Origin of the sequence: Anaerotruncus colihominis (assembly GCF_010206195.1) — a bacterium.
Classification (GTDB): Bacteria; Bacillota; Clostridia; order Oscillospirales; family Ruminococcaceae; genus Anaerotruncus; species Anaerotruncus colihominis_A.
In genome coordinates, this window is the sequence record NZ_VIQT01000005.1 from 1 (window position 1) to 12,740 (window position 12,740).

Sequence of the window (12,740 nt, forward strand, 5' to 3'; positions counted from 1 at the left end):
CTAAAAGAGATTTCAAAATATTATTTCGAAAATTATCATTTATTTTCGAAATTGATGAACTAATTTTAGAGTAACTAGTCCAAATTAAGGACTCTATCTGTAGCATTGCAGGATCTCGCTTATTTTCCCCAAAATGCATCTCTGCGGCAAAAGGAATTCTATTGCGATAGCGCCTTATCATGTAATATTCATCATTGAAGTCATACATGGTAGCAGACCTATTTAATGGTAAATAAACATAATTGAAAGTATCTCTCAATTCTTCCAAAGCCGGATATCTGCTAAAATAGTACCTTGCAACATTCCGTACACTCCTATCTGTTTGTTGGATCTCATCACTAGAATCCTCAAGCTTTATAGTGCACAATTGGTGTTTAAATTCAATTAACAATTCTGCCTTTTTGTTTTCTATTTTGATATACTCCACATCGGTTATATTTGAACTTGATGCATAACTCAACTCAATTTGTCTGAATCGATAATCAAACAATTTATATAGCTGTCCTGTGATAATTGCTTCAGTAATGTTTAAAATTGTAGTTTTACCGCATCCATTTGTACCATAAATAAAAGTCACATCTTGATTAAAATCAACGGTGTAGTCATAGCTATCATGCAGTCTCTTCACAATAAGTCTAATAAGCTTCACTGCTATTCCTCCTCTGCTCCCTCCATTTTAACATAGCTTCATTATTATTTCTATAGAGTTTTTGTATAATATGTTGTATTTCAATCTATAATATGCTTGAAGATTATCTATCAATATCATAGGCACCTATATCTTCTCTTGACAAAGGGAAACCGAAAACTAACAACATAATGGGCTGTCAACCTTACGGAAAACACCGCTTTCGCTAAAAACGAAGCGGTGTTTTTGTATATGTTCTGGACACCGTGACCAGAGGTTGCCCCCGCCCGTTTTCCCCGTTCCGTCCACGGAGGCTCTGCCGGATTTATCCCCCGTCGCCGCGCCACCCATAGCACAACCGGGGCTGCCTGTCAAGGGCATAGCCGCCGCTGCGCGGCGGTGCTCCGCACCCTTGACTGGCTGTCCCGGTTGTGCTACCTCCCAAGGCGCGACGGGGGATATATCCTCCAGAGCCGCCCCCTTTCCCTGGATAGGGAAAAGGGGGGGGATAGGGTCGAACCGCTTCTTCTCAAACCGCTATCTTTCCACGGCTGATATGTGGACAATTAGCAATTTCAAAGCCTTGCCCCGCAAGGGTTTCCGGCCCTGGTTTTATGGGGGCTGGTATAGTATCATTCCCCACCCCCGATTTATCGAAATACTGTCAACATTTGAATTTATGGGAGGTATCTATGAACAGCAAAAAATCAGCACCTTGCAGCCACAAAAGTCCGTCAACTATGGTTGCGGGAAAGAAACGTATTCGGAACACGCTTCTCCATATCTGGCTGTCCCCGGATGAACGGGCAAAAATCCAGGAGCGCATGGCGGATGTGGGTATCGGCAACCTTTCAGCCTATGTGCGGAAAATGGCCCTTAACGGCTATGTACTTCATGTTGACCTCGCTCCCGTCAAAGACATAGTTTCTCTGCAAAGGCGGTGTGCGAATAATCTCAATCAAATTGCTGTCCAAGCGAATATCAACGGCGGGGTTTATCCGGATGAAATTAAGGCCCTGCAAAAAGATTATGCGGACTTATGGGGGCCGCTCTCCGAACTGCTGGAAAGGCTTTCGGAGGTGGTTGCGCTGTAAGCGCGTAAGGCCAGGAGCAATAGCGACGGGGCCGCAGACAGAAGCCTCTGGACACGGTGTCCAGAGGCTTCCGGCGGGTTTGGGGTGCAACCCCAACAAGCATTTTTGCGGAGCAAAAATCGCAAGTGTGGCTACACTTGCCCTGCTTGCCGTTAATTACATAGCGGGAAGTCTATTCTTTTCTCCCCACTCGCACATCCTGTCCAAAATGGGCATAAGAGATTTTCCCCGTTCCGTTAAACTATATTCGACTTTGGGCGGAATTTGTGGATATTCCTCCCGGTGTACCAGTTGGTCGGCTTCTAACTCTTTCAGCGTGGAACTCAATGTTTTATAAGAAATCTCCCCAATATATTTTTTCATCTCATTGAAACGAACGACCTTAAATTCCATCAAGGTATAAAGGATTATCATTTTGTATTTTCCGTTGATTAAAGACAGGGTGTAGCTGAAGCCAGTGTCATTGAGGCACTCTTGCGAAATACAGCGTTCACTCATAGTATGCTTTCCCCCAGGTTAGTATCGCACTTATATGTGCGTACTTGATTTTACTTTAATTCTTGCTACAATGATACTGTCAGGTGCGGGGAAAGTCAAGCCCGCAAAATCAGGAGGTACTTTGTATGGGCAAAAAAATTGTTGTTGTTACCGGCAGTCCTCGAAAGAAAGGCAATAGCTTTGCTATGACCGAGGCATTTATTCAAGCAGCAGAAGCCAAAGGACACATTATTACCCGTTTTGACGCTGCTCTGAAAAATGTGGGGGGCTGCCAGGCTTGCGAGACTTGCTTTAAGACAGGAAAAGCCTGCTCTTTTGATGATGATTTTAATACGATTGCTCCCGCTATTTTGGAGGCCGATGCTGTGGTTTTCTCTATGCCTGTGTATTGGTATTCCATCCCCGCACAAATTAAAGGGGTCATTGATCGCCTGTTCTCTTTTGTGGTGGGGGGAAAAGATATTGCAGGTAAAGAGTGCGCGGTTATCGCTTGTTGTGAGGAAGATGATATGTCCGTTTTTGACGGCGTGCGCGTCCCCATTGAACGTTCTGCGGCACTGATGAAATGGAAGATGATCGGGGAGGTTCTTGTTCCGGGCGTCCTGAATATCGGTGACATTGAAAAGACAGATGGCTGTAAACAAGCGGCTGATCTGGCGGAGAAATTTTAAGGAGGGAGAATACCATGCCTAAAAAGATTGTCATTCTCAATGGCAGTCCCCGCAGAAAGGGTAATACCTCCGCGCTGGTCAGAGCGTTTACTGAGGGGGCGGAGAGCGCCGGTCATACCGTAACCGAGTTTTTCCTGGACAGCATGAATATCCACGGCTGTAAGGGATGCTTTGGCGGACATAGCAGCAAAGAGTGCCCCTGTGTTCAGCGGGATGACATGAACAAAATTTATCCGGCGGTGCGTGAGTGTGATGTGATTGTACTGGCCAGCCCTCTCTACTACTGGAACATGAGCGGTCAAATCAGAACCGCTATCGACCGCCTGTTTGCTTTGGAAGAAGGGGACGGCAACCTTTTGAGGGGACACGGCAAGGCATCTGTCCTGTTAATGGCCGCAGAGGGCCACGACTTTGAAGATGTGCGTGTTTACTACAATCACTTGATGGAACATTTGAAGTGGAATAATCTCGGCCATGTTCTCGCTGGAGGAAACGGGGACGTAGGAGATATTGATGGAAAACCTGAAATATCTGCCGCTTATGAACTTGGGAAATCTATTGCATAACAAAAAAAGCGAATGGATATATTGCCCTATTTGCGGTAGTAAAACACGTGATAAAATTAGAAAAGACACTGTTCTAAATAACTTTCCCCTTTATTGTCCAAAATGTAAAAAAGAAACTTTGGTTAGTGCAAAAAATCTACAAATAATCGTTATCAAAGAGCCAGACGCATAGACGCAGGGCCGATAACACGCAAATGTAAAATGCGGTTATCGGCTCTTTCCATTTGAACGATACGGCGACCGTTTTAGGAGGTAACGCCGTGTCTTTTTATATTGTTTGCCCCCTTGATTTATCAAAAAAAGCCCTCCCCCTCTAACGGGAAGCCCTGGCCGAAGCTGCGAAAATTGTAATATCCTGTCGCCCCGACACGTCCGTATAGCCTTGCGCTGTGCGGACGTTTTTCTATTCTGGAGCCTCTGGACACCGTGACCAGAGGTGGGGCAAGGTTGAAAGACAGCACTTTTTCGGTGCTGTCTTTCTGCGTTTTCCCACATCCTTGTGCCCTGGGGCTGTCTTTGGTATAATATACTTGTAAAGGTTGACAGCTCCATTTCCCGACAGGAAAGGAGCTATCATGGAAAACCGTATCGACGCTATCTACGCGAGACAGTCCGTAGACCGCAAGGACAGTATCAGCATTGAAAGTCAAATCGAGTTCTGCAAATATGAGTTAAGGGGTGGAAACCACAAGGATTATCAAGATAGGGGCTACTCCGGCAAGAACACGGACCGCCCCCGCTTCCAGGAGCTTATGACCGACATCAAGCGGGGCCTGATCCGCCGGGTGGTGGTCTACAAGCTGGACCGTATCAGCCGTTCCATTCTGGACTTCGCAACCATGATGGAGCTGTTCCAACAGTACAATGTGGAGTTCGTTTCCTCTACGGAAAAGTTTGATACATCCACCCCTATGGGCCGGGCCATGCTGAATATCTGTATTGTGTTCGCACAACTGGAGCGTGAGACAATCCAGAAGCGGGTGACGGACGCCTACTATTCCCGTTGCCAGCGTGGTTTCCACATGAGCGGCGCGGCCCCCTATGGCTTCAAGCTGGAGCCCACCACCATCCAGGGCATACGGACAAAAATGATGATCCCGGACCCCGATACGGCGAATATCGCCCGGTTGATGTTTGAAATGTACGCCGAGCCGTCCACGTCGTTCGGGGACATCGCCCGGTACTTCGCCCAGAAGGGCATACTGGTGTATGACAAGGAGCTGCGCCGGGGCTTCATTTCTCAAATGCTCCGCAACCCCATTTACGCCCAGGCGGACCTGGAGCTGTACGAGTTCTTCAAGGGGCAGGGGGCCGTGGTGGTGAACGAGGCGGCGGACTTCGCCGGGACCAACGGCTGCTATCTCTACCAGGGCCGGGATGTACAGGAACGGAAAAACAAGGACCTGAAAAATCAAATCCTTGTGCTGGCCCCCAGCGAGGGCATTGTTCCCACCGATACCTAGCTGCGGTGTCGAAAAAAGCTGATGGCAAACATCACGTTTCAGGGCGGACGCAAGCCGAAAAATACCTGGCTGGCCGGGAAAGTGAAGTGCGGCCACTGTGGACGGGCGCTGAAAAGCATGGGCAACCGGGCGGGGACCCAATATCTCCGCTGTACCAAGCGGGCGGACAACATGAGCTACGAGGGCTGCGGGACGCTTCGGACGGCGGAGTTTGAGCAGTTCGTCTATGAGGCTATGGTGCAAAAGCTGTCCGAGTTCCAAACCCTGACCGCCCAGGCGGAGACGGTCAACCCCAGGCTGACCGCCTTAAATGTGGAGCTGGCCCAGGTGGAGGACGAGATCGAAAAGCTGTTGAACACCTTGACCGGGGCCAGCGCGGTTTTGATGTCCTACGCCAACGGGAAGATTGAGGAGCTGGACACCCGCCGTCAAGGGCTGATAAAGGAGATTGCCGCGCTGAACGCTGAAAGCGTTTCCCCGCAAAAAATCGAGTACCTGTCCTCCCACCTGGGGAATTGGGACAACATTGACTTTGACGACCGGCGGCAGGTGGCCGACATCATTCTCTCCCAGGTCCACGCCACGGCTGACCGTGTGTCGTTTGAGTGGAAAATCTGATTTCTTACCCCCAGCGCCTTATTCAGTGGTGTGTTTACCTTTGTCAAGGGTTGCTATCTATTAAGTAGAGAACCTGTGCGAGTTAAATGCAACGCGGAAACATGACCTGAATAGCTCTGACTCTTCCACTGATATTGCCCATCCAAGGTTTGCATTGTAACTGCTTTCCCCAGTAGGTCCCAGTGTTGTCTATTCATTTCTAATTTCACCTCTTAATCTTTTAATTTGGTAATCCGTGCTGTGGGTGATACTAACATATAAATATCCCAATATAACGAAAAGAAGCAGCATGTTTGCTGCTTCTTTTCGTTATATATAGACACTTTATAGCCAGCCTTCCGCAAATACGGACATGCTTGTATAGACTTCCCGGATCCAGTATCTGCCGTAATAGTTGTTTCCCGGAAATTCAGTACCTCAGTATACGCGCTTAGATGTTTCCATTTCAAAATCCGCTTATTTTAGTGATATACCAGATCGCAGCGCCATTTATAAGTTATATTTTGAACGCAAATCCTTAGCAGCATCCAAGAGAAGTGAAGAATAATGCAAAATCTTTTCATCAGTTATTCTGGGCGACGGTCCGCTGATACTAATAGCCGCGGTGATTTGATCTTCGCGATTAAAAATCGGAACAGCAACACAACGGATGCCATCTTCATGTTCCATATTATCAACTGCATAACCACACTGTCGAATTTTTTCAAGTTCCGCAATTAAATCATTCCTGTTTGTTATGGTATATGGCGTGTAAGGATATAGCCCTTTTTCCACTATCTGATCAAAATAGTCATCACCTAAAAATGCAAGCATTGCCTTTCCAACTGCGGTACAATACATATCCGCTTTTATCCCAATAATTGACCGCGAAAAGAAATTATTATAAGGATAGGCAGCGTCTATGTACATAACTTGTAATTGCGATGGTATTGCAAGATATACGTTTTCGCCGCTGATCGTTGAAATTTCATTCATTGAAGACTTAACAATAGGACGATTGGAGTCGCTGCTGATTAAGGTGTTATAATATTCAAAAATTTTACTTCCCAAGCAATATCTTCCACTAACAGTATCTTTTACAACAATTCCGTTTAGGCTGAATGTGCTCATTATATTATGGACAGTGCTTTTTAAAAGTCCGGATAATTCTGACAGCTCATTGATACTGCGGAGAGGATGCTCGGGGGTAAAATAGTTCAGCAGCATAATAGCTTTATATAAAGATTTCACCTTTGCATCTTTAATATCACTCATCTTGGGCATCCCCTTTAAAAATTTATAACATGTTACTTTGACTTTAGCATAGACGGATTTATCTGTCAACATTGTAAGATTCAAGTGTTTCGATTCCGATTGCTTCAATCTGCTTTTACCCGATTGAGGTGTGATTATACTTTCATTTATTGCTTGATAACAACAAAGATGCTTTATAATCCTATCGATCACAAAGCATCTTTGTTAAATTATCTTGGCGTCAAGCGATCATATTGCTGCTTGCTGATTGCATAACAGGGCGGCTCTCGCACAAAAAAACGTTTCATGTCTTCTATCACATAATCCGCCTGTTTCCGCCTCCAGTACTGGCTTGTTCCCGCTGCATGCGGGGTACAAATGACATTGTTCAAGCTTCTCAACTCATGATCAAACGCAAGCGGCTCCTGGTAAAACACATCCAAAACTGCGCGGAAACGTCCTGTACGCAACTCATCCATGAGGGCCTTCTCCTCGATCAACTCCGCTCTGCCTGTATTAATCAACAGTGAATTGTCTCGAATGAAAGATAACTCATGCTTTCCAAGCATATGATATGTTTTTTCATTCAAAGTAGTATGCAAAGAAACAATATCACACCCGCACACTGTGGATAAGTCAGCAAGCTTAAATCTCATTCGGTCCGCTTCATCTTGGGTACAATAATTGGAATACACATAAATACAAACATCAAACGCTTTTAATAATTCAATAAAGCCCTTTGATATTTCTCCATATCCTACCAGGCCAATTGACTTTCCATTCAGGCCGTCAGATACATCTTCATTCGTCAGCCATCCGCCAGCCTTTATGGCGTTAACTGTTGGAATAAAATTCCACGAGTCCGACAGTGCGATTAAAAAACAATATTCCGCTACTGCTTTCGCAAGCGCAGCGTTCCCGTTTACAAGCATAATCCCCCGTTCAAAGAAGTCAGGTTCTACCAACCATTTAACGGTTCCGCCGGTATGGCCAATAAATTTCAGCCGGTCGCTGCAATCCAAAATCTCCCGTGTCAACGGATGCGTACCCCAACTTGTGATTAACGCATCCTTTCCCTGGATATGCCTTTTGAGTTCATCCGCAGTAAACTCCCTCTGATAAGGGTTCCATGTAATCTCCGCAAAAGACTCCAACAATTTTATATTGTTTTTGTCAAACAGTTGTTCCTTCAGCCGGTTGTTGGGATTGGTAACTAAAAGTTGAATTTTCTTCTCCATATTACTTCTCAAACCCTAGTTCAGATTGATACCAGTCAATAAATTCCTGGATTTTATTGATCGCATCTTTACCAACCGGGACATGCGGTTTCGTCATATTCCCAGGACAAATCCCCATCATCTCCAGGGCTTTCTTACGCCACACGTTTGGAGACATCCAGGCATTGCAAAACTGGTTCAATCGGTTCATTTCATCTATTTTTTCGCAAAGTTTCTGCATCATCTGGAAATCTTTTTGTTTTGCCGATCCAAATAATTTTGAGAACAGTTTAGGGAATGGATTAGCCAAGGAAGGGACAAGCCCAACTGTACCCCGGGTGAGCGCTTCATAACTTAATTCCTCGGCTCCGGCTATCACGCCAAAACCCGAGTTGTGATACCGGGATAACAGTTCCCCCAGATAATCCTTATTTCCGCTGCTGTCTTTTATTCCGACAATATTTTTGTATTCCCGCAGCCGATCAAGCACTGATAAGCCAATTTCAGCGCCGCATGTGCTTGGAATATTATACAGGACCACAGGAAGCCCTGTGTTCGCCGCGACAAGGCTGAAATGCTGATAAGCTTCGTCGTCGTTTCGGATCGGGAAATAATACGGCAATGTCACTACAACTGCATCCGCTTTGGCTTTTTCGGCATTTTCCACATGGCGCAGTACCCGCCTTGTCCCGCAGTCGCTCACCCCCGCATACACAGGGACTCTGCCATTGACAATTTCCACCGCCGCGCGAATCGTCTGAAATCTAAAGTCCGTATCAAATCGCGCAAACTCCCCGGACGATCCCATTACAAAAATTGCATCTACACCGCCTTCAATGACATAATTGATCAGACGTTCCAGCGCATCATTGTTGATGGATTCATCCTCATTGACAGGCGTCAATAAAGGAACAATAATACCTTCTGCTTTCATCATATTCTCCTTATTCAATGATGTCAAATGTGCAAAATACAATAGATTTACGCTTATATGTATATGTCATATAAACGTGGCTGCCGTCAGCAAGTATAGCCGGATAGGAAAATTCCCCGTCTCTGGTTTCTAAATGTACTGGCTTTGAAAACGTATTCCCATTATCCTCGGATATGGACAATGAAATGGGAGAACGGGCGGACCAATTTCCAGAAACGGGGTTATAGGCGAGTACAAGCGTGCCGTCGTCCATTTTAGCAATATCAATTCCAGAATTATTATTTGGTATATCAGTTGGGTACGCTTCACACCAGGTATCCCCATAGTCCGTGGAATCCGTCCGATAGATATGGCCCCTCGTGCTTCGCAGAAGCGCATGAAACATCCCGGCGGACGACTCCCAGATTGTGGGTTGGATAATACCATCCCATTTCAGCACAGTAGACAGGTCATTCTCCCACAGAGCGCCTTGAGCCAGCCCGTTCCAGCTGCCGCCATTTTTATCTTCTTGCCGCAAATCATGATTGAATGGAATCGCATGCTTACTCCAGGTGCGGCCGTTGTCCTTTGAAATATCAATGTAGCTGTCCCAATATTTTTCCGTTTCAATGGAACAGGGGCCATACAGATATCCGTTTGAACCGCGGATGATCTTGTTGCGGGACGTAATGCGCGGCTGATAATCCCCCGGAACCGCTTCTCTTGGGACAGACCATGTTTTACCAAGATCCTTCGATTCCGAAATCATGGAATACCACAGTGGGACGCTGGGACCGACTTTAAAAATAAGCGTTACCGTTGTTCCGTCAAAATACAATACCGGGTTCCAGTGTGGAAAACGGTAAACGCCCATAATTTTTTCAGGCTGTAACCAAATCCCATCAACACATCTTGAAATCCAGATAGCCATATCCGGCTTCCCTTCGCATTCACCCGCCATATAGGCGCTCAAATACTCATTTTTTCCCACTTTTACAATTGTGGAAGAATGGCAATTTCCAAACCATGTCTGTTCTTCCGGCATAATCAACTGCTGGTTAATATTAACGATTTGTTTCATAAGCCCTCCCTGGACAACTGCATCGGCATCGGACTTTTTGCGTCCGGTTTCGTTCGAAACAGCTTCATAAATCATTTTGATGTGAAAACCGGGCCAATGTCCGTAAGCAGTGGGCATTTTAAGTGATAAAGCGGTCCTATGACATCTCAGCATGATCGATGTGTAAGTGACCGCTTTATCTTTTGCCGCCCAGTTTCACTATAAGCCAATATGAAATTTCAGAAATACATGCTCGATTTTGAAGAAGCTTAATCCATCTGATCGGCTACGAGCTGCATTAATTCTGCATAAACCTCATTGTCAGCTTTCATCATTTGATCCGCTTCTTCTCCGATAATGGCGCTGGGTACAATCCCCTGCTTCTTGGTATACTCCTGATAAGCGGGATCTTCCATCGTCTCTTTGAATATTGCGACCAGCTTCTCGTAGACGTCATCCGGAATATCCTTGGGTGCGCTTAAAACGGCCCAGGCGCGCATTTCAAAATCTAAACCAATCGCTTCCTTAAAAGTGGGGACATCCGGGAACAGCTCGCAGCGTGTGGAATCCATAACGCCTAAAATTTTCAGTGTCCCGGCCTCAACCTGCGAAAGCGCTGTGCCAGGAGTGCCGAAGGTTGCATCCACATGACCGCCAACGAGTGCGGCAATACACGCGCCAGTTCCATCCGGATAAGGAACGTGCACAAATTCCACATCGCAGGTTTCCTCAACGTTAACAGCCGCCATGTGCATAATTCCTCCAATTCCTGGGTTTGCCATCTGAATTTCGCCCGGATGCGCCTTGGCGTATTCGATAAATTCTTCCAATGTATCATAGGGCGCATTAGCAGGTACAATCAGTGCCGCTGGATCTGCAATCGGTGCACAAATACCTTTGAAATCCTCTACCGTGGCATCCATTCTTCCAATATGCGGCAGCATTGCAGCTTCGACAATCAGCATGGTCAAGGTATAGCCATTGGGATCCGCATTAGCGCCTTCAATCATACACGCAACGCCGCTTCCTTCTGGTTTATTTGTAGGAAGAAATTGAACGCCCTTTGGCAACTTGTCTTTTGCAAATTCAATCAAACCTCTGGCGGAAGTATCCGTGCCACCGCCTGCACCGCGCGGAATCAGCATCGTAATATCTTCCGATGGATATTCCTTAGGCGTTGTGCTGCAACCAGTCACGCAAGTCAAGGCCAGTACCGCTGCCATTGCCAAACCAAGGATTCTTCTGCGTTTCATGTTCATTTCTCCTTTAAAATAATTTATTTTTAAGATTGCCTTTTCAGCTTTTTTAAAAGCGGCATATATAGCGGAGAGAGAAGCGAAAAGATTGAAATAATTAAGAATGCCGCACAGATGGGACTTTTAATAAAAATATCCATATGCCCTCCGCTCATGATAAGCGCCCCTCTAAAGTTTGTTTCCGCCATCCCCCCCAAGATGATGCCGATTACAATCGCCGACATGGAAAATTGGAATTTGTTTAAAAAATAGCCTAAAAATCCGAAAAACACCATGATAAATACATCATTTATTGAATTATTATAAGAATAAGAGCCTACAAACGTGAGCACACAAACAATGGAAAGGAGTATTTCTTTTGGCACGTTGATTACTTTGACGAACAACCGGATCAAAGAAAATCCAAATATCCCCATTACGACATTGGCAAGCAATAAACCAATAAATATCTGATAGACGGATGATGCATGTTCCGTGAAAAGCAAAGGGCCTGGTTGTAAACCCTGTACCATAAATGCGCCCATCATGATTGCTGTGGCGCCATCTCCAGGAATCCCCAGCGTCAGCATGGGAATCATCGCGCCGCCGGATACAGCGTTGTTTCCCGCCTCCGGTGCACAAATCCCCTCCGGTTCCCCGTTTCCGAAATTTTCCTTATATTTTGACCAACGTTTTGCCTGATCATATGAAATAAACGAAGCGATGTCCCCTCCTGTACCGGGAACACAGCCAATGAACGTTCCAATACATGCCGAACGAATGATAGTTACGGCAACCCGTTTTAAATCCTCAACCATTGGGAACACCCGTTTGATCGAGACATTGTGTTTTTCATAGGGCTTTCCATAAAAATCCTCTATCGACGCAAGAACCTGCGAAAAGGCAAACAGGCCGATCAAAACCGGGACGAAGGAAATGCCACCCATCAAATAGACTGATCCGCCAGTAAAGCGCAGCTTTCCCGTCAAAGCATCAACGCCAATTGTAGCAATAAACAGGCCCAGGATACCTCCGATCAAGCCTTTTAATACGGAACCTGAGGAGACACTCGTTATAATGCTGATCCCAAATATAGCTAAAGCAAAATACTCTGCCTTAGAAAATTGCAGCGCCAGCTTTGCCAACTGTGGGGAAAGGATGATCAAACAAAGCGAGCTGAAAATTCCTCCTGATAAACTTGCAAATGTTGACAGGCCCAACGCTCGTCCCGGCTGTTTTAGAGTTACCGCCATGGGATATCCATCCAAAGTCGTTGCCGCTGACGCCGGCGTCCCTGGAGTCTTCAGCAAAATGGCGGAAATCGAACCGCCATATATGGCGCCGCAATAAACGCCCAGCAGCATTAATATGCCGCCTACACCACTGAACGCAAAAGTCATTGGAAACAAAAGGGCAATCCCCATATTTACAGACAGGCCAGGCATAGCGCCGATCAAAATCCCTGCTATTGTACCTGCCGCCAAACCGCACAGATTCACGGGGGTAAACACCGAAACCATCGCTGTTAATAATGCATCCATTCT

General features: G+C 46.0%; 12 protein-coding genes and 1 pseudogene. 5 read left to right on the plus strand and 8 right to left on the minus strand.

The genetic code is table 11. The features are described from left to right. Positions 1-649, minus strand: a 649-nt coding sequence (locus tag FMM72_RS02290) for an AAA family ATPase (protein WP_162220462.1), incomplete at its 3' end; no start/stop codon positions are given. Between the two features lie 671 nt (positions 650-1,320). Here FMM72_RS02290 and FMM72_RS02295 point away from each other — a divergent pair. Continuing rightward, on the plus strand, positions 1,321-1,722 hold the full coding sequence (locus FMM72_RS02295) for a plasmid mobilization protein (protein WP_431603333.1): 402 nt from the start codon (positions 1,321-1,323) through the stop codon (positions 1,720-1,722). Positions 1,723-1,878: 156 nt separating this feature from the next. Here FMM72_RS02295 and FMM72_RS02300 read toward each other — a convergent pair whose 3' ends face one another. Then, positions 1,879-2,220, minus strand: a complete 342-nt coding sequence (locus FMM72_RS02300; RefSeq protein ID WP_162220463.1) for a winged helix-turn-helix transcriptional regulator — start codon at positions 2,218-2,220, stop codon at positions 1,879-1,881. A 125-nt stretch (positions 2,221-2,345) separates the two neighbouring features. Here FMM72_RS02300 and FMM72_RS02305 point away from each other — a divergent pair, with 125 nt between their 5' ends. The 4 genes and pseudogenes from FMM72_RS02305 to FMM72_RS02320 all read left to right on the plus strand — a co-directional run bounded on the left by FMM72_RS02305 (position 2,346) and on the right by FMM72_RS02320 (position 5,538). Further along, a complete protein-coding gene (locus FMM72_RS02305) occupies positions 2,346-2,891 on the plus strand; it encodes a flavodoxin family protein (protein ID WP_162220464.1) in 546 nt (181 codons plus the stop codon). Between the two features lie 14 nt (positions 2,892-2,905). Beyond that, complete coding sequence (locus tag FMM72_RS02310; protein WP_162220465.1) at positions 2,906-3,457, plus strand: flavodoxin family protein; 552 nt, start codon at positions 2,906-2,908, stop codon at positions 3,455-3,457. Beyond that, positions 3,432-3,629, plus strand: coding sequence for a cysteine-rich KTR domain-containing protein (locus FMM72_RS02315; protein ID WP_162220480.1), 198 nt, complete (start codon positions 3,432-3,434; stop codon positions 3,627-3,629). Before FMM72_RS02310 ends, FMM72_RS02315 begins: the two co-directional genes overlap by 26 nt. Before the next feature lie 403 nt (positions 3,630-4,032). After that, positions 4,033-5,538: pseudogene (locus tag FMM72_RS02320) on the plus strand (recombinase family protein). Positions 5,539-6,027: 489 nt separating this feature from the next. Here the strand turns inward: FMM72_RS02320 and FMM72_RS02325 are convergent. The 6 genes from FMM72_RS02325 to FMM72_RS02350 form a co-directional block, all read right to left on the minus strand. After that, positions 6,028-6,792, minus strand: a complete 765-nt coding sequence (locus FMM72_RS02325) for an IclR family transcriptional regulator (protein ID WP_160208266.1) — start codon at positions 6,790-6,792, stop codon at positions 6,028-6,030. 209 nt (positions 6,793-7,001) lie between these two features. Continuing rightward, on the minus strand, positions 7,002-8,009 hold the full coding sequence (locus FMM72_RS02330; protein ID WP_162220466.1) for a hydroxyacid dehydrogenase: 1,008 nt from the start codon (positions 8,007-8,009) through the stop codon (positions 7,002-7,004). A 1-nt stretch (position 8,010) separates the two neighbouring features. Then, on the minus strand, positions 8,011-8,925 hold the full coding sequence (locus FMM72_RS02335) for a dihydrodipicolinate synthase family protein (protein WP_162220467.1): 915 nt from the start codon (positions 8,923-8,925) through the stop codon (positions 8,011-8,013). 7 nt (positions 8,926-8,932) lie between these two features. After that, on the minus strand, positions 8,933-9,982 hold the full coding sequence (locus FMM72_RS02340) for a sialidase family protein (protein ID WP_160208263.1): 1,050 nt from the start codon (positions 9,980-9,982) through the stop codon (positions 8,933-8,935). Positions 9,983-10,230: 248 nt separating this feature from the next. After that, positions 10,231-11,214, minus strand: a complete 984-nt coding sequence (locus FMM72_RS02345) for a Bug family tripartite tricarboxylate transporter substrate binding protein (protein WP_243151519.1) — start codon at positions 11,212-11,214, stop codon at positions 10,231-10,233. A gap of 29 nt (positions 11,215-11,243) precedes the next feature. Continuing rightward, positions 11,244-12,737 carry a tripartite tricarboxylate transporter permease gene (locus tag FMM72_RS02350; protein WP_162220468.1) on the minus strand — a complete coding sequence of 498 codons (1,494 nt, stop codon included), beginning with the start codon at positions 12,735-12,737 and terminating at the stop codon, positions 11,244-11,246. Positions 12,738-12,740: the final 3 nt, after the last annotated feature.